Annotated in this window: 21 protein-coding genes, 1 tRNA gene and 1 pseudogene; 18 read left to right on the top strand and 5 right to left on the bottom strand. The window is 45.8% G+C overall.

Features of this window, described 5'->3' with window-relative positions; translation table 11 throughout:
• Nucleotides 1-2 precede the first annotated feature (2 nt).
• From ilvA to queF, 3 genes are read left to right on the top strand one after another with little or no spacing between them, the layout of a single operon-like run.
• Nucleotides 3-1,523, top strand: a complete 1,521-nt coding sequence (gene ilvA / locus KIH43_RS02485) for a threonine ammonia-lyase, biosynthetic (protein WP_297717380.1) — start codon at nt 3-5, stop codon at nt 1,521-1,523.
• Nucleotides 1,524-1,535: 12 nt separating this feature from the next.
• Nucleotides 1,536-2,444: a 5'-nucleotidase gene (locus tag KIH43_RS02480; protein WP_297717377.1), complete on the top strand. Its 909-nt coding sequence runs from the start codon at nt 1,536-1,538 to the stop codon at nt 2,442-2,444.
• A gap of 10 nt (nt 2,445-2,454) precedes the next feature.
• Nucleotides 2,455-3,282 carry an NADPH-dependent 7-cyano-7-deazaguanine reductase QueF gene (gene queF, locus KIH43_RS02475; RefSeq protein WP_297717374.1) on the top strand — a complete coding sequence of 276 codons (828 nt, stop codon included), beginning with the start codon at nt 2,455-2,457 and terminating at the stop codon, nt 3,280-3,282.
• 86 nt (nt 3,283-3,368) lie between these two features.
• Here queF and ssb read toward each other — a convergent pair whose 3' ends face one another.
• Nucleotides 3,369-3,824 (bottom strand): single-stranded DNA-binding protein, encoded by a 456-nt coding sequence (gene ssb, locus KIH43_RS02470; RefSeq protein WP_296967342.1) that lies wholly within the window; start codon nt 3,822-3,824, stop codon nt 3,369-3,371.
• 87 nt (nt 3,825-3,911) lie between these two features.
• Nucleotides 3,912-5,090: an MFS transporter gene (locus KIH43_RS02465; protein ID WP_297717369.1), complete on the bottom strand. Its 1,179-nt coding sequence runs from the start codon at nt 5,088-5,090 to the stop codon at nt 3,912-3,914.
• A gap of 37 nt (nt 5,091-5,127) precedes the next feature.
• On the opposite strand from KIH43_RS02465, the gene uvrA reads away from it, so the two are divergent.
• Entirely contained in the window at nt 5,128-8,016 is a 2,889-nt protein-coding gene (gene uvrA, locus KIH43_RS02460) for an excinuclease ABC subunit UvrA (protein ID WP_297717366.1), read from the top strand.
• An 18-nt stretch (nt 8,017-8,034) separates the two neighbouring features.
• On the opposite strand, the gene KIH43_RS02455 is transcribed toward uvrA, so the two are convergent.
• Nucleotides 8,035-10,017 (bottom strand): monovalent cation:proton antiporter family protein, encoded by a 1,983-nt coding sequence (locus KIH43_RS02455; RefSeq protein ID WP_297717363.1) that lies wholly within the window; start codon nt 10,015-10,017, stop codon nt 8,035-8,037.
• Nucleotides 10,018-10,028: 11 nt separating this feature from the next.
• Between KIH43_RS02455 and KIH43_RS02450 the strand changes: the two genes are divergently transcribed.
• From KIH43_RS02450 to rapZ, 9 genes are all read left to right on the top strand, one after another.
• Complete coding sequence (locus tag KIH43_RS02450) at nt 10,029-11,021, top strand: KpsF/GutQ family sugar-phosphate isomerase (RefSeq protein ID WP_296967333.1); 993 nt, start codon at nt 10,029-10,031, stop codon at nt 11,019-11,021.
• Nucleotides 11,022-11,041: 20 nt separating this feature from the next.
• Nucleotides 11,042-11,614, top strand: a complete 573-nt coding sequence (locus KIH43_RS02445) for an HAD hydrolase family protein (protein ID WP_297717361.1) — start codon at nt 11,042-11,044, stop codon at nt 11,612-11,614.
• A gap of 3 nt (nt 11,615-11,617) precedes the next feature.
• Nucleotides 11,618-12,259 (top strand): LPS export ABC transporter periplasmic protein LptC, encoded by a 642-nt coding sequence (lptC, locus tag KIH43_RS02440; protein ID WP_297717357.1) that lies wholly within the window; start codon nt 11,618-11,620, stop codon nt 12,257-12,259.
• A gap of 10 nt (nt 12,260-12,269) precedes the next feature.
• Nucleotides 12,270-12,821, top strand: a complete 552-nt coding sequence (lptA, locus tag KIH43_RS02435) for a lipopolysaccharide transport periplasmic protein LptA (RefSeq protein ID WP_296967326.1) — start codon at nt 12,270-12,272, stop codon at nt 12,819-12,821.
• Nucleotides 12,818-13,585: an LPS export ABC transporter ATP-binding protein gene (gene lptB / locus KIH43_RS02430; protein WP_296967324.1), complete on the top strand. Its 768-nt coding sequence runs from the start codon at nt 12,818-12,820 to the stop codon at nt 13,583-13,585. Before lptA ends, lptB begins: the two co-directional genes overlap by 4 nt.
• A 183-nt stretch (nt 13,586-13,768) precedes the next feature.
• Nucleotides 13,769-14,092: a ribosome-associated translation inhibitor RaiA gene (raiA, locus tag KIH43_RS02425; protein ID WP_296967322.1), complete on the top strand. Its 324-nt coding sequence runs from the start codon at nt 13,769-13,771 to the stop codon at nt 14,090-14,092.
• Nucleotides 14,093-14,125: 33 nt separating this feature from the next.
• Nucleotides 14,126-14,587: a PTS sugar transporter subunit IIA gene (locus KIH43_RS02420; RefSeq protein WP_296967320.1), complete on the top strand. Its 462-nt coding sequence runs from the start codon at nt 14,126-14,128 to the stop codon at nt 14,585-14,587.
• A complete protein-coding gene (gene hprK / locus KIH43_RS02415) occupies nt 14,584-15,570 on the top strand; it encodes an HPr(Ser) kinase/phosphatase (protein WP_296967319.1) in 987 nt (328 codons plus the stop codon). Before KIH43_RS02420 ends, hprK begins: the two co-directional genes overlap by 4 nt.
• A gap of 3 nt (nt 15,571-15,573) precedes the next feature.
• Nucleotides 15,574-16,464 (top strand): RNase adapter RapZ, encoded by an 891-nt coding sequence (gene rapZ / locus KIH43_RS02410; RefSeq protein WP_297717354.1) that lies wholly within the window; start codon nt 15,574-15,576, stop codon nt 16,462-16,464.
• On the opposite strand, the gene mutY is transcribed toward rapZ, so the two are convergent.
• Both mutY and mutM read right to left on the bottom strand, forming a co-directional pair.
• Nucleotides 16,409-17,551, bottom strand: a complete 1,143-nt coding sequence (gene mutY, locus KIH43_RS02405) for an A/G-specific adenine glycosylase (RefSeq protein ID WP_297717351.1) — start codon at nt 17,549-17,551, stop codon at nt 16,409-16,411. The two genes, rapZ and mutY, sit on opposite strands and share 56 nt — an antisense overlap.
• Nucleotides 17,536-18,372: a bifunctional DNA-formamidopyrimidine glycosylase/DNA-(apurinic or apyrimidinic site) lyase gene (mutM, locus tag KIH43_RS02400; RefSeq protein ID WP_297717349.1), complete on the bottom strand. Its 837-nt coding sequence runs from the start codon at nt 18,370-18,372 to the stop codon at nt 17,536-17,538. Before mutM ends, mutY begins: the two co-directional genes overlap by 16 nt.
• A 35-nt stretch (nt 18,373-18,407) precedes the next feature.
• Here mutM and KIH43_RS02395 point away from each other — a divergent pair, with 35 nt between their 5' ends.
• The 5 genes and pseudogenes from KIH43_RS02395 to KIH43_RS02375 form a co-directional block, all read left to right on the top strand.
• On the top strand, nt 18,408-19,895 hold the full coding sequence (locus KIH43_RS02395; protein ID WP_297717347.1) for a lipoprotein insertase outer membrane protein LolB: 1,488 nt from the start codon (nt 18,408-18,410) through the stop codon (nt 19,893-19,895).
• Nucleotides 19,888-20,772, top strand: coding sequence for a 4-(cytidine 5'-diphospho)-2-C-methyl-D-erythritol kinase (gene ispE, locus KIH43_RS02390; RefSeq protein ID WP_297717345.1), 885 nt, complete (start codon nt 19,888-19,890; stop codon nt 20,770-20,772). Before KIH43_RS02395 ends, ispE begins: the two co-directional genes overlap by 8 nt.
• Before the next feature lie 5 nt (nt 20,773-20,777).
• Nucleotides 20,778-20,854: transfer RNA gene (locus KIH43_RS02385), tRNA-Gln, on the top strand.
• Between the two features lie 54 nt (nt 20,855-20,908).
• Nucleotides 20,909-21,874: a ribose-phosphate pyrophosphokinase gene (locus KIH43_RS02380; RefSeq protein WP_296967313.1), complete on the top strand. Its 966-nt coding sequence runs from the start codon at nt 20,909-20,911 to the stop codon at nt 21,872-21,874.
• Between the two features lie 146 nt (nt 21,875-22,020).
• A pseudogene (locus KIH43_RS02375) lies at nt 22,021-22,130 on the top strand (50S ribosomal protein L25); the annotation flags it as partial.

Below are 22,130 nucleotides of genomic sequence, written 5' to 3'. Positions count from 1 at the left end.
AGATGGCTACGAACTATTTAAAGAAAATTTTATCGGCGCGCGTCTATGACGTTGCCAGAGAAACTGAGCTTCAGGTCGCTCCTGAGCTCACCAAACGCTTAGGTAACCAGGTTCTTCTCAAAAGAGAGGATAACCAGCCAGTTTTTTCATTTAAGCTGCGTGGCGCCTATAACAAAATGGCACATTTACCCGCTGAGGCCTTAAAACGCGGAGTCATTACTGCTTCAGCAGGAAATCATGCCCAAGGGGTGGCTCTTTCAGCCGCCAAAATGAAATGCAAGGCCGTCATTGTGATGCCGGTAACTACACCGAGCGTCAAAATCGATGCTGTTAAAGCAAGGGGAGGATCTTGGGTAGAAATCATCCTTCACGGCGAATCCTACAGCGATGCTTTTAAGCACTCTGAGCAACTGGCCAAAAAGAAAGGTTTGACATTCGTTCATCCCTTCGACGATCCAGACGTCATTGCAGGACAAGGCACTATCGCGCATGAAATATTCACTCAATATGAAAAGCCTATTGATGCTGTATTTGTAGCGATTGGTGGTGGTGGCCTGATTGCAGGTATTGGTGAATATATCAAAGCAGTCAGCCCTAAAACTAAAGTCATTGGTGTCCAAGCATCAGACTCTGATGCGATGAATCAATCACTCAAAGCGAATAAGCGTATTGAGATGAAAGATGTCGGTTTGTTTTCGGATGGCACTGCAGTCAAATTGGTTGGAAAAGAAACCTTTCGCATCTGCAAAAAAGTGGTTGATGAAATCGTCACTGTTGATACCGATGAAATCTGTGCGGCAATTAATGATGTGTTTACCGATACCCGCAGCATTCTTGAGCCTGCTGGCGCGCTTGCCATTGCAGGCATGAAGAAGTATGTCGAGAAAAAACGCATCAAGAAAAAAACCTTAGTCGCCGTAGCATGTGGCGCAAATATGAACTTTGGTCGCCTGCCCTTGGTTGCTGAACGAGCCGATGTTGGCGAATTCCGCGAAGCAGTATTTGCAGTCACTATCCCCGAGGAGCGTGGATCGTTTAAACGCTTCTGTGAGCTACTTGGCAAACGAAATGTTACTGAGTTTAACTATCGCATTGGCGATCAAAGTGAAGCGCATATTTTTGTTGGCATCAGCACGCAAAAAGCTGGTGATAGCGAGGCGATTGCAAAGCATTTTCGCAAAGCTCAATTTGCGACAATTGACCTTACCCATGATGAACTTGCAAAGTCTCACTTACGTCACATGGTTGGCGGACATTCAGCACTAGCCAAAGATGAATTACTTTATCGGTTTGAGTTTCCTGAGCGCCCGGGCGCTTTAATGAAATTTTTAACCAGCATGGCGCCCAACTGGAACATTAGCCTCTTTCACTATCGCAACCATGGCGCTGACTATGGCCGCATATTAGTAGGTATTCAGGTGCCCAAAAATGAGCAGAAGAAATTCCAAAGTTTCTTGGCAACCTTAGGCTACCCGCACTGGAATGAGAGTGATAATCCTGCATATCGCCTCTTCTTAAAATAAAAGTGATTCCAGATGTCATACACGCTAACCGGGAAACTTGTTGTTGCTATTTCTTCACGCGCCCTGTTTGATTTCGAAGAAGAAAATCGCATCTTTGAATCCTCTGACGATAGTGCTTACATGAAGTTACAGTTAGAGCGTCTTAGCGAAGCAGCTCAAAAGGGCGTGGCATTTCCTCTCGTAAAAAAGCTTTTAGCCTTTAATGAAGAGGGTGAGCAACGTGTAGAAGTCGTCATCCTCTCGCGCAATGACCCAGTGAGCGGCTTACGGGTATTCCGCTCCGCCGAGTTCCATGGCCTTCGTCTTGAGCGGGGTGTTTTTACGCGTGGTAGACCGCCTTATCACTACCTACGCTCTCTACACGCTAATCTCTTTTTATCTGCAAATGAGGATGATGTTCGGGCAACTCTTGATGCAGGCTTTCCGGCCGCGCGCGTTTTTCCAGAATCAAGCAAGACTGCAGAGTCACATCCTAATGAAATTCGCATTGCGTTTGACGGTGATGCAGTGCTCTTCTCAGATGAAGCAGAACAGGTATTTCAGAAAAAAGGTTTGGAAGCCTTTGTAGATCACGAAAGTAAAAAGGTAGATACGCCGTTACCTCCAGGTCCATTTAAGCCATTACTTGAGGCACTACATCGACTACAACGCACTACCAGTGAAAATGGCATGCGCATTCGCACGGCATTAGTTACTGCGCGCTCTGCTCCAGCCCATGAGAGAGCCATTAGGACATTGATGGCATGGGGTGTAGATGTTGATGAAGCAATGTTCTTAGGTGGCCTTTCGAAAAGCGAATTTCTTAAAGAATTTGAGCCTGATTTTTTCTTTGATGATCAAACCGGCCATTGCCAATCTGCTGCGTCGGTTGCACCAACAGGTCATGTTGTGTCCGGTGTATCAAATAAACCAAAGAAGTAAGCATACGTTTATGGCAAAACTACCTCTTGGTCAATCGACACAATATCCGCAGCAATACGATCCAGACTTACTTTTTCCTATTCCTCGCGCGGATAATCGTAAGAAATTGGGCCTGCATGATAGCGGCGCACTTCCTTTTGTGGGAGTGGATATCTGGAATGCCTTTGAGGTCAGCTGGCTAAACCCCAAAGGGAAGCCACAAATTGCTTTAGCTGAATTTCATGTGCCGGCAGATTCACCGCATATGATTGAATCTAAATCTTTCAAGCTCTATCTCAATAGCTTGAATAATGCGCGCTTTGAAAGCGAAGATGCTCTTCGACAGCGGCTGATAACAGATATTTCCAATGCTGCTGGCAGCCCAATACATACACGCCTGACCCCCACAGACCATATTGCCAAAAAAGGGATGCAAGAAATGAGCGGGATCTTGCTTGATCGTCTTGATATTGAAGTAGACCCTTTATTGCCTGCCGACCCCAGCTTACTTGGGGTCAATCAGGATTTTGGCCCTATCGAACAATGCTTCGTCTCGCATTTACTCAAATCAAATTGCCCCGTTACTGGACAGCCAGACTGGGCAAGCATTCAAATTCGCTATCAAGGACGTCCTATTCTTGAAGAGGGCTTACTGCGCTATCTGATTGGATTTAGGCACAAAGGAGAGTTTCACGAACATTGTGTTGAAACCATCTTCACAGACATTAAACGCGAATGTAAACCGGATAAATTATCTGTCTATGCTCGCTACACCAGACGGGGCGGTCTAGATATCAATCCATTTCGCACTGATCATAATTCTCCTTGGCCAGACAATATTCGTCATGCGCGCCAATAGCAATTGATGCCTCATAAATGAAAAACCCCTTCTAGGAATTCCTACAAGGGGTTTTTATTTGCAGCAGCTACTGCGTTACGCACTACTTAAAATGGAATATCGTCATCCATTGCACCAAGAGATGCTGCACTAGATGAGGCAGGTGCTGATTGCTCTGCAGACTTAGAGCGACTATAACTCTCGCCGCCATCGCCGCCTCCACCAACAGGCTTACCGCCTAGCATTTGCATTGTTTCTGCAACGATCTCTGTGGAATATTTTTCTTGTCCACTCGCATCGGTCCATTTACGAGTACGCAAACGACCCTCAACATAAACCTGCGAACCTTTTTTGAGATACTGGCCAGCGATTTCTGCTAACTTACCAAAGAACGCTACGCGATGCCACTCAGTAGTTTCTTTCATTTCGCCAGTTTGTTTATCTTTGTAGCGATCAGATGTTGCTACTGAAATATTTGTAACGGCGTCGCCGCTTGGCATGTAACGCGTTTCTGGATCACGTCCTACGTTACCCACGATGATGACCTTATTTACCGAAGCCATGTTGTCTCCCGAAGAAAAATACTGCTGTTAATAACACTAAAAATGACTACTGAATTTCTAAACATCAATGAAAAGCTGCGGCTTTGTCTATGCTGCGATATCTTTTGATTGAGGAACCTTTGCAGGCAACTCACGCATCGACCAAGCAATTATAAGCCAGCAAATGAGGAGTACAGCACCCATCACAAAGACTGATAATTCTCCATGGCTATCCATTAAATATCCGCCAATTGCTGCTCCGGTGAATAAACCAATTGACTGAGTTGTGTTGTATACACCGAGGGCAGTGCCTTTAGATTCCTTAGCAAAGCGCGATACCAAAGAAGGTTGTAAGGCCTCTAATAAGTTAAATCCCACAAAATAAATCAATAAAGCAATGGCAATAGAAATAATGGATGAAGTCTTTGTAAATAGAATCTCAGCAATCAATAACAAGACAATCGCAAGTAACAAAATTGTGCGCAGTTTTTGTTTTTTTTCACCAAAAATCAAAATGGGTGCCATGCAAAAAAATGACAGCAAAACTACTGGCAGATAAATTTCCCAATGTGATGAAAGTGGCAATCCAGCTTGTACTAATAGACGGGGTACCACCAAGAACATCGCCACTTGCGTAGCATGCAAAACAAAGACGCCTACATTCAAACGCACTAATTCCGGTCTAAAAAATACCTCTCGCAGCGAAGCTTGTGCAATTGGAGTGTTAGTCTTGCCTGAAGGCAAAAGGTAGTAAGTCACTAACATTGCTACGACACCAAGGATTGCTAAGACCACAAAAATCCCACTCAAACTAATCATGCGATATATGGGCGCCGCCATCACCAAGGAGAGGGCGAATGACAGGGCAATACTGCCACCGACAAGCGCCATGGCTCGGGTACGTACCTGTTCGCGCGTTAAGTCAGCAACCCATGCTGAGATTGCCGCTGAAACAGCCCCAGCACCCATAATGCCGCGACCCAAAGCAATCCAAAGCAAATCATCCTTGGCTGCACAAATTAAGGCACCAGCCACAAACAAAGAGAGGCCCCACAAAACAACCACTTTACGACCAACCCGATCAGATAAACGCCCTAACGGAATGTAAAAACACGCCTGCACAATATTGAAGATTCCCAGCGTCAAGCCAACCCAAAGGGCATGCTCACCACCAGGCAAACCCCTTGCGTGGATGCTAAATACGGGCAATAAGAGGAACAGGCCTAGCATTCGTAGGCCGAAGATGCCTGCTAAGGCCAGAGTGGAGCGAAGTTCAGAAGGATTCATCAGAAAGAGCTATATTAACAAGTTACGCTAAAAAATCATGAATAACGAAATCAAGATCCGTGGTGCCCGCACCCACAACCTCAAAAATATCAATCTAGACATCCCTAGGGAAAAACTCGTCGTCTTAACTGGCTTATCGGGGTCTGGCAAAAGTTCATTAGCTTTTGATACCTTATATGCCGAAGGGCAGAGACGTTATGTTGAGTCGCTTTCTGCTTATGCCCGTCAATTTTTACAGTTGATGGAAAAACCAGATGTTGACACGATTGAAGGTCTTTCGCCTGCAATCTCCATTGAGCAAAAAGCAACTAGTCACAATCCACGCTCAACCGTAGGAACCGTTACAGAAATTCATGATTACTTGCGTCTATTATTTGCACGCGCAGGAACGCCGCACTGTCCTGATCACAATCTACCTTTAGAAGCACAAAGTGTTTCGCAAATGGTGGATACCGTTCTCGCATTACCAGAAGATACTAAATTAATGATTCTGGCTCCCGTAGTCAGTGAGCGCAAAGGCGAGTTTGTCGACCTCTTTCAAGACTTGCAAGCACAAGGTTTTGTGCGCTTTCGCGTGCGCTCTGGCGGCGGCACAGCTAACGCGGCTAAGGCAGAAATTTTTGAAGTGGATCAAGTTCCAGCGTTAAAGAAAAACGATAAGCATTCTATTGAGGTTGTTGTAGATCGCATCAAAGTGCGTCCTGATATTCAACAGCGACTTGCAGAATCCTTTGAGACTGCTCTCCGCTTAGCGGATGGTAAAGCCATGGTGGTAGACATGGATACCGGCAAGGAAATGATTTTTTCAAGTAAGTTTGCCTGCCCCGTGTGCTCGTATTCATTGCAAGAACTTGAGCCACGCCTCTTTTCCTTTAATAACCCAATGGGTGCTTGTCCTTCGTGTGATGGGTTAGGGCATCAATCGTTCTTTGATCCTAAGCGCATAGTGGCCCATCCCGAACTTTCACTGGCCTCTGGTGCAATCAAAGGTTGGGATCGCCGCAACCAGTTTTACTTCAAGCTACTGCAAACCCTTGCTAAACATGGCGGGTTTGATGTTGAGAAACCGTTTGAATCACTTTCTAAAAAGCAACAAGACCTCATCTTGTTGGGCTCCGGTGATGTAACCATCCCCTTTGAGTATATTAATGAGCGTGGCAAAAACACGATCCGTGAGCATGCGTTTGAAGGCATTGTTGCCAATTTTGAGCGTCGCTATCGCGAGACGGATTCAGTCACCGTTCGCGAAGAATTAGCGCGTTATCAAAATATTCAAACTTGCCCAGAGTGCAATGGCAGCCGCTTGCGTAAAGAAGCGCGCTTTGTCAAAGTGGGTGAGAAAAAACAATCCCGCGCTATATATGAAATCAGCGCACTGCCACTCAAAGAAGCCAAAGAATATTTTGAATCATTAGAGCTTCAAGGCGCCAAGAAAGAAATTGCTGACAAGATTGTGAAAGAGATCAGTGCTCGTTTACGCTTTTTAAATGATGTAGGGCTTGACTATCTATCTCTTGAACGCAGTGCCGATACCCTATCAGGTGGTGAAGCACAACGAATTCGCCTTGCAAGCCAGATCGGTTCTGGTTTAACAGGAGTGATGTATGTATTGGATGAGCCTTCTATCGGATTACATCAACGTGATAACGATCGATTAATTGGTACGTTAAAGCACCTACGTGATTTAGGTAATAGTGTCTTGGTAGTAGAGCACGATGAAGACATGATTCGTGCCTCAGACTGGGTAATTGATATTGGCCCTGGCGCTGGAGTGCATGGTGGCGCTATCGTGGCTCAAGGTACGCCGGCTGAAGTTGAAGCCAACCCGAACTCACTCACAGGCGCCTATCTCGCAGGACGAGAAGCTATCGAAGTTCCACAAAAGCGTATTCCTGTAAACGATCGTTTTCTTGAAATTATTGGTGCACGTGGCAACAACTTGCAGTCAGTGCATGCCAAAATTCCAGTGGGGCTTTTAACCTGCGTAACCGGTGTATCTGGATCAGGGAAATCTACCCTCATTAATGACACGTTGCATCATGCAGTAGCGCAACATCTGTATGGCTCAAGCACTGAGCCGGCTGCTCATGATGCTATTAAAGGCCTTGAGCACTTCGATAAAGTGATTAGCGTTGATCAATCGCCTATCGGCAGAACTCCACGGTCCAATCCGGCTACCTATACCGGTCTATTCACTCCTATTCGTGAATTGTTTGCTGGAGTTCCAGCAGCTCGCGAGCGTGGTTATGAAGCTGGCCGCTTTTCTTTTAACGTCAAAGGCGGTCGTTGCGATTCCTGTGAAGGGGACGGTGTCCTCAAGGTAGAAATGCACTTCTTGCCTGATGTTTATGTTCCATGTGACGTTTGTCATGGAAAGCGCTACAACCGCGAGACCTTAGATATTCGTTACAAAGGTAAAAATATTCACGAAGTGCTGTCGATGACTATTGAACAAGCACATGAATTTTTTGAGGCTGTACCTGTTGTTAAAAGAAAACTTAAAACACTTTTAGATGTCGGGTTAGGCTATGTTCAGCTTGGTCAAAGCGCAACTACGCTATCTGGTGGCGAAGCTCAGCGCGTGAAATTATCGCTTGAGCTCTCGAAACGAGATACGGGCAGAACGCTCTATATCCTAGATGAACCAACAACCGGCTTGCATTTTCATGACATTCAGTTGCTGCTCACCGTGATTCAAACTCTCAAGAAACAAGGGAACACAATTGTCATCATTGAGCACAATTTGGATGTCATTAAAACCGCAGATTGGATTATTGATTTAGGTCCCAAAGGCGGAGCTGGTGGCGGGCAAATCATAGCAACTGGAACACCGGAGGATGTGGTGAAAAATACAGCTAGTTTTACTGGTCACTATCTAGCGCCACTACTCGCACGCAAATCTACTGCCAACAAGAAAAAGAAATAATCTTTTTTAACCGAGATCTCAGAGTAATTTAGCTTCAGCCAAGTCAATTGCTTCAGAACTACCTGAGATCACCAAGATATCGTTTGCCAGTAGTTGCAATTCGGGCGTCAGTATCAACTTTGCATAATCAGCATTACGCCCTTTACGACGGACCGCTTGAACACTGACCCCCTCGGCTCCCAAATCTAGTTCCTCTAGTGTTTTGCCGACAGCCTGTGAATTAGGCAGCAAAGTGATCGAATGTAGGCGCCAAGATTCATTTGACCCAAAATCATCATCACTTGAGCCGCGGAAATAACCCCTCAACAAGCTATAGCGCTCCTCGCGCGCAGTCGTAATGCGTCTGACTACCTTACGCATGGGCACACCCATGATCAAGAGCACATGGGACGCAATCATCAAACTGCCCTCAATCAACTCAGGAACTACTTCGGTAGCACCAGCGGCTTGTAACTTACCAATATCAGCATCATCTCTCGTACGCACTAAAACGGTCATGCCTGGTCTTAAATGTTCGACCTGGCGCAAAACCCTTAAGCTTGCTGGTGTATCTGCGTAAGTGATGACTACAGTCTTAGCCCGAGATAAGCCAGCGGCTACTAGATAATTTTCACGGCTAGCATCTCCATAAACCACGTTGTCGCCAGCAGCAGCAGCTTCCTTTACTCGATCAGGATCCAAATCCAAAGCAATGTAAGGAATTTTTTCTTGATCGAGCATACGAGCGAGACTTTGGCCAGATCGTCCAAAGCCACAAATAATGACGTGATTTTCATTGCGCACACTCTTTGCAGCAACCCGTGTTAATGCGAGTGATTGCAATAACCATTCATTGCTTGAGAAACGCATGGCAATACGATCGCTGTATTCAATGAGAAATGGAGCGCAAAACATCGAGAGGAGCATGGCAGCTAACACTGCCTGACTTAATGTTGGATCAATTAAATCTAGACCATCAATTTGATTTAACAATACAAAACCAAATTCACCAGCTTGGGCAAGACATAAGCCCGTGCGAATCGAAATACCTGGACTGGAGCCAAAAAAGCGAGCAAGTATTGCGATCAATCCAAATTTAAACAATAGCGGCCCTAATAAAAGGACTATCACTAGAACCCACTGCTCGCTAATGACCTTAAAGTCAAGCAGCATGCCAATCGTAATAAAGAACAGCCCCAGCAATACATCACGAAAAGGTTTGACATCTTCTTCAACTTGATGACGGTAGGGTGTTTCAGAAATCAACATGCCCGCCAAAAACGCGCCGAGCGCCAATGAGAGCCAAAAGTGCTCTGTTAATGCCGCCATACCCAAAACAATCAACAATAGATTGAGCATGAATAGCTCTTGTGAGCGCAGTTTTGCTACCAACCTAAACCAACGACTCATCAGCGACTGACCAATAAAGAAAATCAATGTCAATGCCACTGTAATTTTGATTGAGGCAGCAGTTAAGGCGACAAAGAGATCTTTAGGATTCTTTCCAAGAGACGGCAAAAGAATCAACAAGAACACCACCGCCAAATCTTGAAATAACAAAATACCGACAACATTGCGTCCATGCTCTGTTTCTAATTCAGCACGATCGGCAATGAGCTTAGTGACAATCGCCGTTGAAGACATCGCTAGCGCGCCACCCAGTGCAATTGCAGCTTGCCAAGAGATGGGATAAATCCAATTCATGAGAAGACTGGCTGGCACAGCTAACAGCATGGTTAAAACCACTTGGCTGCCACCGAGTCCAAATACGATGGTTTTCATCGATCTGAGCTTATGGAGGTTGAATTCCAGCCCAATCGAAAACATTAAAAAAACCACGCCAAACTCTGCTAAATACTTAACAGTAGCTGAGTCACTTGCCAATCCAAGCGTATTAGGGCCAATCAGCACGCCAATGGCCAAATAGCCCAAAATAGGGGGTAAGCCAAAATAGCGGAAAATAACAACTCCAGCCACACCAGCGGCTAGGAGAATGAGAGTTAATTGAAGGACTGACGGCATATACTTACTCGATGATAGCTAAGACTCGTGAACGTACCCTAAAGCTTGCTCGCGACACCCTCACCATTGAGGCTGCTGCACTGCAAACAATGCGCGATCGCCTTGAAGGCATCCATGCGGACGCCTTAGTACATGCCGTACAGCTTTTGCACGACTGCAAGGGCAGAATTGTCGTTTCTGGCATTGGCAAGTCGGGTCATATTGCCCGAAAAATTGCCGCCACTTTTGCTTCGACTGGATCACCAGCATTTTTTGTTCACCCAGCTGAGGCCAGTCATGGTGACCTAGGGATGGTCACTAGAGATGATGTTTTTGTTGCCCTCTCTAATTCTGGCGAAACCGATGAACTATTAACGATCGTGCCGATTGTGAAACGTACTGGCGCCAAACTGATCGCACTCACAGGCGCCCCAGAATCTTCACTTGCCAAATTAGCAGATGCGCACTTAGATACCAGCGTTGAAAAAGAAGCGTGCCCGTTAAATCTTGCACCCACCAGCAGCACAACTGCCACATTAGCGATGGGAGATGCTCTCGCGGTTGCCTTACTAGATGCACGTGGCTTTAAAGCAGAAGATTTTCAGCGCTCCCATCCTGGTGGTCGATTGGGCCGAAAACAATTAATGCATGTGAGCGAAGTCATGCGCGGGCTTAATGACACACCAAAAATTTCTGTACAAGCCTCACTTCAAGAGGCATTGCTGGAGATGACAGCAAAGCGTATGGGTATGGTGGTAGTGCTAAATGAGAGTCAAAAAGTCTTTGGCATATTGACTGATGGTGATCTACGTCGACTACTAGAGAAAAGTTCTGATTTGAGTAGCATCACCCTGAAAAATGCGATTACTCCTAATCCACGGACCATACCGCCGGAGCTTTTGGCAGAAGAAGCCATTGAGATGATGGAAAAGCACCGCATTAATCATTTAGTCGTAACTGATCAAGATGGCACTTTATTGGGCGCATTAAATCTTCATGATCTTTTTGCAGCTAAGGTCATTTAACACTCGCAACACTCAACTTTATGTCCAACATCTTTGCCCATCATCAAACAAATCCATACCCAGATCACCCGCAAGCCTTAGAGCGCGCAGCAAATGTGAAGTTATTGGTATTGGATGTTGATGGTGTTCTCACCAACGGACAAGTTTGGATTGGTGCAGATGGCAAAGAATCACTTAAGGCCTTTGATATTCAGGATGGCTTGGGTATTAAGCTCTTAGAGCAATGCAATATCCCCACTGCGATCATTACCGGCAGAAACTCCAAGATGGTTCTGGCGCGTTGCGAGGAATTAGGTATTCAACATGCCCACATGGGAGTGGAAAACAAATCCTTAGTTTTGGCTGAGATACTGAAATCCCTTGGCATGCAAGAGAAGGACTGTGCAGTCATGGGAGATGATTGGCCGGATCTCGCTATGATGAAAAATGCTGGCTTACGAATTGCTCCAGCTCAAGCACATTTGGAAGTAAAAAAAGTGTCTCACTTAATCACTGCGCGCGAAGGTGGTAGCGGCGCAGTGCGCGAGGTGTGCGATTTGATCCTCAAAGCACAAAATCGCTATGATGAATTACTTAATAAGGCTAAACAGTAAAGGATGTCATTCACCTCTCAACAAATCAAAATAGGTATAGGTCGCACTTTATTGCGCCTAATGCCATTGATTGTGATGGGCGTTTTAACCTTAATGACCTTCTGGCTGGTGCAAAAAACCTCTCCGCCAGAAGCTCCTGCACAAGAGCGCATTCGCCTTCATGAGCCAGATTACATCATTAAACATGGCACACTTTCAGCTCTCAATGAACTTGGTAATACTAAGTACAGAATATTGACCGATAAACTCACACACTATGACGATGATGCTTCGATGGATTTTGACATTCCTCGCATGCGTCTTTTCCAACCGAATAAAGCACCAGTCACCGTGAAGGCTGACACTGGCCATATGGATGGCGATCTGACTATTCTTGAGCTTTTTAATAATGCTTCTATCTTCAGACCTGCTCAGGCAGCAACAGAGACCGAACCAGCTACATTGCGCATGCTCGCAACCTCTAGCTACTTCAAGGTGTTAATTAATGATGACATTATTGAAACGAATCGCCCAATCACGCTTGAGCAAGGCACTTCCATGATGAATTCAACTGACGGGGGTATTTTCAATAACATTCAACAGAGTATGACTCTCTCAGGTCAAGTTAAAGGTCGAATTGAGCGCGCGCCCAAAGGGGCTCAATAAAATGTCTCCCATGAAATATCTATTTTGCTCGGGGGTTTTTATTGCCGCACTGGTCACCCATCAGCATGCGCTTGCCGAAAAAGCAGATCAAGACAAACCCATCATTTTGGAAGCGGAAAAGGTTTCTGTGAATGATGTTCAGCAGGTATACGACTTAAAAGGTGAGGTTTTATTAATTAAAGGCACCATGCTAGTTACGGGAGATGATGGCCATATTCAAGTGGATCCCGAGGGTTATGAATTTATCGACGTCAAAGGCTCACCAGATGCAACAGCGAGTTTTCGGCAACGTCGTGAAGGCCCAGCTGATGAATTTATCAATGGACGCGGCACCCAAGTAACCTATGACGCCAAAACAGAGATTCTGACCATTACCGGCGATGCGAGCCTTAAGCGCACGCTGAATATGCAAATGCTCGATAAACTACACGGCTGGAAAATTGAGTACGATGATGTCAAAGAACGTTATCGTGTTTTACCTCCTGCTAATGCCAAACCAGAGGACCTACCCTTAGCGCGCGCAATCCTCTCACCAAGACGAAAAGCTACCTTAGAGAAATGACAACGGATTTAACGGCTCAAAATTCAAAACCCACACTAAGCGCCCACAATCTTCAGAAACGCTATGGATCTAGAACCGTAGTCCGAGATGTTTCTGTAGAGGTTAAGTGCGGTGAAGTGGTAGGTCTCCTAGGACCTAATGGTGCTGGCAAAACCACATCTTTTTACATGATTGTGGGGTTGGTACCTTTGGATGCCGGACGCATTGTCTTGGATGGAGCAGACATTACTCACCTGCCTATTCACGAGCGAGCTCGCATGGGATTGTCTTACCTTCCACAAGAAGCATCTGTTTTTAGAAAATTGAATGTAGCTGAAAATATTCAGGCCGTTTTAGAGCTGCAGGTTCAAGGCGGCAAACCCCTAAGCAAAGGTGAAATAGCAAGTCGTCTTGATGAATTGCTAGGTGAGCTACAGATTAGTCATCTGCGCAATAATCCCGCCCTTTCCTTATCGGGTGGAGAGCGTCGACGGGTGGAGATTGCCCGCGCCTTAGCATCCCAACCCAAATTTATCTTGCTTGATGAGCCATTTGCTGGCGTTGACCCTATTGCTGTTGGGGAAATTCAGCGTATTGTTCGTTTTTTAAGAGATCGACAAATTGGCGTTTTAATTACCGACCACAATGTGCGTGAAACTCTGGGTATTTGCGACCACGCTTACATCATCAGCGAGGGAAGCGTCTTGGCAGAAGGCCAGCCCGACCAAATTATTCAGAACGATGCCGTTCGTCGAGTCTACCTGGGTGAAAACTTCCGGATGTAAGCCCAGCAAGGCGTCCCATCCCATGCATTAAAAAAGTGCCTTTACCCCCTTGGATTTGAGCAAAATCGCTGATACGCTGGAGGCTCATGGTTTATTTTCCAAAAAAAACAGCTCAAAAAATATAGGGGCTTACTGCGCACCCCAGGCATTGCTTTGCGCATGTGTTGATAAAAGGAGTTGCTCATGAATTTGAAAATCAATAGCCGTCATGTCGAAGTTACCCCAGCTATGCGCACGCACCTTGAGGCGGGATTGGCCAAAATTCGTAAGCACTTTGATCATGTAATTGATGCATCTGCCTTTTTGGTAGTTGATAACGCCAAAGAGAAGGATCGTCGCCAAAGCGCTGAGATCACTATTCACCTCAAGGGCAAGGAACTATTTGCCGAGGCTCACAATGCAGACCTCTATCATGCAATGGATGCAGTGGTAGATAAACTCGAGCGTCAAGTTGTCAAACACAAAGAAAAGATCCAAGATCACCATCACGAAAAGCGATTTGAGTAATCTTTTTCGTCAGGACACCTATAATCAATCTCAATGAATGCCCTGACTCATCTGTTCACCCCTGACTGCATCGCATTAGACGTCCTAGCCAAAAGCAGGTCTGATGCCTTTGCAGCCGCCGGGGACCTCTTTGCCAAACAAGTTGGTATTGATGCAAGCTCGGTTATTGAATTTCTAAATGCTCGAGAGGATCTGGGCTCAACTGCTCTAGGCGCTGGTGTTGCCATTCCTCATGGTCGCGTAAAAGGTCTTAAACAACCTGCAGCTGCTTTTATGAGGCTTCAAGACGCTATTGAGTTTGCCGCGCCTGATAACGAGCCTGTTTCCACTCTCATTTTTTTATTGGTCCCGGAAAAGGCAACCCAACAACATTTAGAAATTCTGTCGTCTATCGCCCAACTACTTTCAGATTCTGATACGAGGCAGCAGTTAGCCTCTGCCACAGATAAAGTAAAAGTTAGTGAATTGTTACAAGGATGGGGTAACCAAAAATGACTCAGCCCTTACTCTTAGACGGAGTAACTGCTCAGCAGATTTTTGACGACAATGTTTCTGATTTAAAGCTTTCATGGATTGGCGGCCTTGAAGGTGCCGATCGGACCTTTCCACCAGAAGCCGTTAAAGCTGCGGCTGCCAGCTCTGACTTGGTAGGCCACTTAAACCTCATTCACCCTAGTCGTATCCAAATTTTTGGCGAGCAAGAGGTTGACTATCATGCCGCCCTGGAAACCAAACAAAAGCAAGAGCAAATTGCGAGCCTCATATCCAAAACGCCACCGTGCGTGATTGTGGCTGATGGCAAGCCTGCAGATCCCGACCTGCAATTGTTTTGTCAGCGCTCCTCCACACCCTTATTTACTACCCAAATTTCTGCTGCTGAGGTCATTGACCATCTTCGTACTTACCTTACCAAGATCGGTGCACCACAAATTACGATGCATGGTGTATTCATGGATATCTTGGGCTTAGGAGTATTGCTCACCGGAGAATCTGGCCTTGGAAAAAGCGAGTTAGGTTTGGAACTAATCTCGCGTGGACATGGTTTGGTAGCAGATGATGCGGTTGATTTCTCACGCTTAGGACCTGATTACATTGAAGGTCGCTGCCCCGTCATACTGCGCAACCTATTGGAAGTGCGTGGCCTAGGCTTACTCGATATTCGCACCATCTTTGGCGAGACCGCCGTACGCCGCAAATTAAAACTCCGCCTCATTGTGCAACTAGTACGTCGTACTGATGGCGAATTTGAGCGTCTACCGCTAGAAGCTCAGCATATTGATGTTTTAGGCATCCCTATTCGCACAGTAAAAATTCAGGTGGCCGCAGGTCGAAACTTGGCAGTTTTAGTTGAAGCAGCTGTTCGAAATACGATTTTGCAATTACGTGGCATTGATACCCTAAAAGAATTTATTGAACGTCAACGACTACAAATGAATGCGGAATCGGATTCAATCAAATCTCAGGGTCGCCTACTTTAAAGCATGCAGATTAATCTGATTACCGGAATCTCAGGCTCGGGTAAATCAGTTGCCCTGAGAGCATTTGAAGATGCTGGCTATGATTGCGTCGATAATCTTCCCGTTTCACTACTAGAAAATCTCATTGGCACTCTGGCAAAAGAAAAGAGTGAACGCGTAGCTGTTGCGATTGATGCAAGACGAGGCCAATCCATCGCCGAACTCCCATCCATATTGGAGAATTTAAAGCGCGATCATCAAGTTCGGATTGTTTTTCTAAATGCCGATACCAACACCTTGGTGCAGCGCTTTTCTGAAACACGTCGTCGCCACCCACTCTCCAGCAACGACAAAGAAAATCAGTCAGCCACCCTCATTGAAGCTATTGACAAAGAACGTAACCTGCTCGAACCATTGCGCGCTCAAGCCCATAGCATTGATACCAGCAATCTTCCTGCGCATGCGCTTCGCTCCTGGATTCAGGATCTTTTAAAAGATAAGCCCATTGGCTTAACTGTGATTTTTGAATCCTTTGGATTCAAAAAGGGTGTTCCTAGCGAAGCCGACCTCGTTTTTGATGTGCGTTGCCTCCCCAATCCTCATTACGATCAATTGCTAAGGCCGTTAACTGGCAATGACAAGCCAGTAAAGGAATTTTTAGAGAAAATTCCTGAGGTGGTCAGCATGGAAAACGACATTACTCAATTTATTGAGAAGTGGTTGCCCCACTATATTGCTGATGGCCGCAGTTATTTAACTGTCGCTATTGGATGTACTGGTGGACAACATCGTTCGGTGTATTTAGTTAATCGCATTAGCGAACATTTCCGTAGTCAGAGGTCACTTGCTAGCCTTCAACTCAATTTTTTAGATCGTCACCGCGAACTGGACTCAATCCCTGCAGCAAAACCTTGATCGGCTGGGGTAGCCCATAACGACCTAACTGGTTCAGGGAAATCCACTTCAAGCTAGGGTCGAGTAAATCGGTTTTTTGGGTAGCCTCGCTGCTCCACACCTGTATCCACAAACATCTGTGGGTAAAGACATGTTTAATGCGTTGACTAAGTGTCATCTTTTTAAAGATCGGTTGCCAGACATTCACATTCTCTGTCGGCAAGATTTCTTTCAACAAACTTTTTGTATTGACCAAAACAGCTTGTTCTGCAGCCTTACTAGTCCATGGTGATTCGGGCAATGACCATAGACCGCCCCAAATCGCTTTATCTGGACGCTTTTGGAGGAGAATGAAATTACCGGCACGTATTAAAAGCATGTTGCTAATAAACTCTGGGGATTTCGTTTTAGTCTTTTTTTGCGGCAAAACTAATACTTGATTGCTTAAATTTGCCTGGCAAGACTGCTCGAAAGGGCATTTTTTCTCTACACCCAAACAAACTGGTTTGCGAGCGGTGCACCAAGTGGCTCCAAAATCCATTAAGGCTTGGGTATACACCGGCATATCCTTGGCATTCTTTGGCAAGAGATCAATAGCCAATTGCCATAGCTGATCATCCGTTTTCTTATCTTGAAGCACACCCTCTACTGCATATAAACGCGCCAAAATTCTTTTGACATTCGCATCCAGAATAGGCGCTCTCTCATGAAATGCAAAGGCCGCAATTGCACCAGCAGTAGATCGCCCAACGCCTTTCAATTTTTCTAATGTATGCGGATCTCTTGGAAATTGCCCTCCAAAATCCTTCATCACTTGTTGGGCGCAGGTATGCAGGTTCCTTGCTCGCGAGTAATACCCAAGCCCCGCCCATTCAGCTAGTACATCATCGATTGGCGCGCTTGCTAATTTTTGCACTGTTGGAAAACGTTTCATAAATCGGGGATAACGCTCAAGCACGGTAGTCACTTGCGTTTGCTGCAACATAATCTCCGATACCCAAACTGCATAGGGATCACGATTTCCTTGCCAGGGTAAACCTGATCGCCCGCTTCGGGCATGCCAAGAAATTAGTTTTTCTGCGAAGGTGGCGCTTAACGTTTTTGGCATGCGGGACAAAAATACGTGGAGCGCTGACCTTGCACGATTTGCCTAATCGGGGTTTTGCATACCTTACATGGCTCATCTTTACGGTCATAGACCGTGGTTTGCACCATGAAGTGACCTGGATCTCCCTCGCTGTTTACAAAATCCTTGAGACTACTTCCACCAGCAGCAATCGCTTTTTTGAGTATGACTCTGACTGCTTGCGCCAAGCGAGAGCATTGAGGGCGACTGAGCTTTCCAGCGGGTGTTGCGGGATGGATGCCTGCTTCAAAAAGACTTTCCGAGCAATAAATATTACCAACACCGACAACTGCTTGACCTGCTAATAAAAACTGCTTTACGGCAACCGTTCGTTTACGTGAGGCCTGATACAAGACTTGGGCCCCTAGCTCTCCAGCAAAGTCTGATGAGAATGGCTCCACCCCCAGCTTTTGCAGCAAGGGATTATCTTCGATGCGTCCTTGTGATTTTGGATGCCACAAAATTGCCCCAAATTTTCTTGGGTCGTGCAATCGCAAACTCAATTTTCCAAATTCTATTGCCACACGATCATGCGGCTTTAAAGGTTCATTGGATGGCAAAACACGTAAAGTTCCCGTCATCCCCAAATGGATCAGCAGATATCCTTCATCAATTTCAAATAGAAGATATTTACCTCGCCTCTCAATTGCCTTTACCTTTTTGCCGGGGAGTATTTTTAACAGCGCTTTGGGCACAGGCCAACGCAAGCGCCCATCAATGATTTTGATAGCGCTAATCAAGCGCCCCTGCAAATGGGGGGCTATACCCAAACGGGTGACTTCTACCTCTGGCAACTCTGGCATAAATCCATTGTAGATTCGCAGATTAGAATGTGCTTATGAGCAAATTTTTACTGAGGCCCTATTTCAAGGGTTTGCGACTTCTCCTCGTCGCCTGCTGGATCACCATACCTTGCTTTGCCATTGCGCAAGTGGATGACGCCCAAACAGGAAAAGCCGTTTTTGAAGTGCTTGCATCGGAAATTGCCTTGCAAAGAGGTGAAGCTGGCTTAGCGTATAGCACTTACATGGAGATGGCGCGCCAATACAAGGATCCGCGTTTGGCACAAAGAGCCATGGAAATTGGAATTACTGGGGGCTCACCTGAACTCGCTTTAAATGCTGCAAAGACCTGGGAGAACCTTTCTCCCTCCTCCCAAACGAAACCTAAAGAAGTTCTAGTTACCTTGCTGATATTAAGCAATCGCTGGTCAGAAGCAGTAAAGCCAGCGATCGCCTTACTCAAACAACAAAATCCATCGCAACGAGAAAGCACTCTGGTGCAACTGCAGGCATTGCTTGCGAAAGCAAAGGATGAGTCAGATGCGCTGCGTGCCTTTTACGAAATTGCCTCAACAGCAAAACCGGACATCAAAGATCCCAGTCTGCTTTACACGTATGCCATGTCTGCAGAAAAAGCAGGGCACCTTGATGTCATGGAAAAAACATTGCGTGAAATTTTGCGAAAAAATCCAAACGATGCCAACTCTTTAAATGCATTGGGCTACTCTTTAGCCGACCGCAATATCAAATTGCAGGAAGCATTTGCACTGATCACCAAAGCACACCAACTTTCCCCAAAAGATAGTTTTATTTTGGACAGTTTGGGTTGGGTAAATTTTCGGCTTGGTAAGAATGCTCTAGCTTTAGAGCAACTCCAACAAGCATTCAAAATAAAGCCCGAAGCAGATATTGCAGCACACATTGGAGAAGTTCTTTGGGTAATGGGACGCCCTGCAGAGGCTGAAGAAATATGGAAGCAAGGCCAAAAATTAGATGCTAATAATCCCACTTTGAAGGAAACTTTAAAACGCTTAAAACCTGACTGGTCAAATACGGATCAAGCAGCCAATGGTCTGTGGGATGGGCGTTTTGCTGTCAAAGTCACAGGGCTAACTGACGCCCAAAATCAAGGTGGCTCAGGCGGTTTCACACTTACCCAAGAACAGCTTAAAGATGTATTAGAAATTCGCAACCCTGTTGGTGGGGCCATTGCAAAAATTACCATCACTCCTGGCGAGGCCGTGCTCGAACGTGATGGACAGGTCATCACAGCAATAGATGCAGATACGCTAGTACAAAATACTTTGGGTCTACCACTGCCAGCCAGAGGACTCTCAAATTGGCTCAGAGGTGAAATAAGGCCAGGTAGCGAAGCTAGTGTTGAACGCAATGCAAAAGGGCAAGTAAGGAGCATTAAGCAAGATGGCTGGGATTTATTCTATACATGGAGCGATAAAAATCGTCTTGAAAAATTAACGATGACCAGAAGCTCTAATATTGGATCGATCGATATTCGTTTGGTATTTGACAATCCAAATGAATGAAATACATAAACCCTCTCTAACGCTGCGCTCACCAGCAAAGATCAATTTGTTTTTGCATATCATTGGTCAGAGAGCAGATGGGTATCACCTACTCCAATCCGCATTCCAGCTGATTGATTGGTGCGACACGATTTACTTAAGAAGCACGCAAGATAACAAAATACATCGCATCAACCCCATTCCTGGTGTTCAACCAGAAAATGACTTAGTCGTTCGCGCAGCGCGCTTACTAAACGAGTACTGCCATACGCAGCATGGTGTCGAGATATCTGTAAAAAAAGAAATCCCCATGGGCGCAGGTTTAGGGGGAGGGTCGTCCGATGCAGCAACCACCCTCATCGGTCTTAATCAATTATGGAACCTCAATCTTGATCAAAAAACCCTCAGCGAACTTGGCCTCCAGCTCGGCGCAGACGTGCCTTTCTTTCTTTTTGGCAAGAATGCGTTTGTCGAGGGAATTGGGGAGCAGATGCAAGGATTGGCCTTAGGTCAGCAAGATTACGTGGTCATCTTTCCCAAAACAGGAGTAGCCACAAAAGCAATCTTCCAAGACCCTGAATTGACCCGAAATCATGGTCAGATTACAATGGAGGGCTTTCTTGCATCGTCTTGGTCCGATCTTTCAAATGATTGTCAGACAGTGGCGATGCGGATTTGCCCTGAAGTGAAGCAAGCTTTGGATTGGATACGTCAGGCTGTACCGGGTTCAGAACCCCGTATGTCAGGCTCCGGAAGTAGCGTTTTTGCCGTCTTAGACCCTAAGACTGATCGCGACAAACTGGAAAATCTTCTACAAAATCTTCCAAAAGGGTGGGTAGGCCGAATTGTTGGGGGGCTAAATAAAAATCCCGCTTACAATTTGGTTTCTTCAGATTGATCTGTAGGGGAATCGCCAAGCTGGTTAAGGCACTGGATTTTGATTCCAGCATGCGAAGGTTCGAATCCTTCTTCCCCTGCCAAATACTGTAGAAACGATAAAGACAACCTTTTGACCCTACAAAACCCCTAAGACTATGTCACCGACAAGCTCCGATTTATTAACTTTATTTACTGGCAACGCAAATCCGGTTTTAGCGCAAGCAGTTGCTAAAGAACTCAAGTTGCCACTAGGTAAAGCTTTTGTTGGTCGTTTCTCAGACGGTGAAATTCAAGTAGAAATTCAAGAAAACGTTCGCGGCAAAAATGTTGTAGTGATTCAATCAACCTGTGCACCAACTAATGACAGCTTGATGGAATTAATGATCATGATTGATGCTTTAAAGCGGGCTTCCGCTAGTCGCATCACTGCAGTGATTCCCTACTTTGGATATGCTCGCCAAGATCGTCGTCCACGCTCAGCTCGTGTTGCTATTTCAGCCCGCATCGTAGCTAATATGCTCCAATCCGTTGCTGGCATTGAGCGCGTCCTCACAATGGATCTTCATGCCGATCAGATCCAAGGTTTCTTTGATATTCCAGTAGATAACATTTATGCCTCACCAGTTTTGCTTGCTGACCTACAAGCCCAAAAGAGTCAGAAGGATCTGATTGTTGTCTCCCCAGATATCGGCGGCGTTGTACGCGCTCGAGCAATGGCTAAACAATTGGGCACAGATTTAGCGATTATTGATAAACGTCGTCCCAAAGCGAATGTGTCTGAGGTTATGCATCTCATTGGCGAAGTAGAGGGTCGTCATTGCGTCATCATGGATGACATCATTGACACTGGTGGAACCCTCTGTAAAGCCGCTGAGGCACTCAAAGAGCGTGGCGCCAAAGGTGTCACCGCATATTGCACGCATGCCGTGTTATCGGGTGGCGCTGTAGCTCGTATTGCAGCCTCAGAATTAGACGAATTAGTAGTAACCGATACCATTCCATTGACTGAAGAAGCGCTAAAAGTGGGCAAAATTCGCCAATTGAGCGTTGCACCATTGCTTGCTGAGACCCTTTCTCGTATCAGTAAGGGTGATTCAGTCATGTCGATGTTTGCTGAATAAACCAAAAAATACGGTTTTAAGCCCATTTTTAGGGGTTTAAGGCGGTTTTTTGAGGGTTTATAGGTAAATCCCTTCCTTCCCACGATATAATTTAAGGCTTTTCCGTTTGGTCGCGAACGGAAATTAACCTTAAAAGGGAATTTAATATGAAAGTTGTTGCATTCGAAAGAAGCGTACAGGGAACGGGTGCGAGCCGCCGTCTGCGCAATTCCGGAAAAACTCCGGGAATCGTTTACGGTAGTAAAGATCCAGCCTT

The sequence above is a fragment of the Polynucleobacter sp. genome (genome assembly GCF_018500155.2).
In the GTDB taxonomy this organism is placed as follows: Bacteria; Pseudomonadota; Gammaproteobacteria; order Burkholderiales; family Burkholderiaceae; genus Polynucleobacter.
This window is presented reverse-complemented; position numbering and strand designations above follow the sequence as displayed.

Bases quoted from the DNA above. Each gene is read 5' to 3' on its own strand.
- KIH43_RS02395 (WP_297717347.1), top strand. From the start codon at position 18,408: ATGAGCAAATTTTTACTGAGGCCCTATTTCAAGGGTTTGCGACTTCTC.
- raiA (WP_296967322.1), top strand. From the start codon at position 13,769: ATGAATTTGAAAATCAATAGCCGTCATGTCGAAGTTACCCCAGCTATG.
- rapZ (WP_297717354.1), top strand. From the start codon at position 15,574: ATGCAGATTAATCTGATTACCGGAATCTCAGGCTCGGGTAAATCAGTT.
- KIH43_RS02380 (WP_296967313.1), top strand. From the start codon at position 20,909: ATGTCACCGACAAGCTCCGATTTATTAACTTTATTTACTGGCAACGCA.
- KIH43_RS02455 (WP_297717363.1), bottom strand. From the start codon at position 10,017: ATGCCGTCAGTCCTTCAATTAACTCTCATTCTCCTAGCCGCTGGTGTG.
- queF (WP_297717374.1), top strand. From the start codon at position 2,455: ATGGCAAAACTACCTCTTGGTCAATCGACACAATATCCGCAGCAATAC.
- lptA (WP_296967326.1), top strand. From the start codon at position 12,270: ATGAAATATCTATTTTGCTCGGGGGTTTTTATTGCCGCACTGGTCACC.
- lptC (WP_297717357.1), top strand. From the start codon at position 11,618: ATGTCATTCACCTCTCAACAAATCAAAATAGGTATAGGTCGCACTTTA.
- uvrA (WP_297717366.1), top strand. From the start codon at position 5,128: ATGAATAACGAAATCAAGATCCGTGGTGCCCGCACCCACAACCTCAAA.
- hprK (WP_296967319.1), top strand. From the start codon at position 14,584: ATGACTCAGCCCTTACTCTTAGACGGAGTAACTGCTCAGCAGATTTTT.
- KIH43_RS02465 (WP_297717369.1), bottom strand. From the start codon at position 5,090: ATGAATCCTTCTGAACTTCGCTCCACTCTGGCCTTAGCAGGCATCTTC.
- mutM (WP_297717349.1), bottom strand. From the start codon at position 18,372: ATGCCAGAGTTGCCAGAGGTAGAAGTCACCCGTTTGGGTATAGCCCCC.
- KIH43_RS02420 (WP_296967320.1), top strand. From the start codon at position 14,126: ATGAATGCCCTGACTCATCTGTTCACCCCTGACTGCATCGCATTAGAC.
- ssb (WP_296967342.1), bottom strand. From the start codon at position 3,824: ATGGCTTCGGTAAATAAGGTCATCATCGTGGGTAACGTAGGACGTGAT.
- KIH43_RS02480 (WP_297717377.1), top strand. From the start codon at position 1,536: ATGTCATACACGCTAACCGGGAAACTTGTTGTTGCTATTTCTTCACGC.
- KIH43_RS02450 (WP_296967333.1), top strand. From the start codon at position 10,029: ATGATAGCTAAGACTCGTGAACGTACCCTAAAGCTTGCTCGCGACACC.
- ispE (WP_297717345.1), top strand. From the start codon at position 19,888: ATGAATGAAATACATAAACCCTCTCTAACGCTGCGCTCACCAGCAAAG.
- lptB (WP_296967324.1), top strand. From the start codon at position 12,818: ATGACAACGGATTTAACGGCTCAAAATTCAAAACCCACACTAAGCGCC.
- ilvA (WP_297717380.1), top strand. From the start codon at position 3: ATGGCTACGAACTATTTAAAGAAAATTTTATCGGCGCGCGTCTATGAC.
- mutY (WP_297717351.1), bottom strand. From the start codon at position 17,551: ATGCCAAAAACGTTAAGCGCCACCTTCGCAGAAAAACTAATTTCTTGG.
- KIH43_RS02445 (WP_297717361.1), top strand. From the start codon at position 11,042: ATGTCCAACATCTTTGCCCATCATCAAACAAATCCATACCCAGATCAC.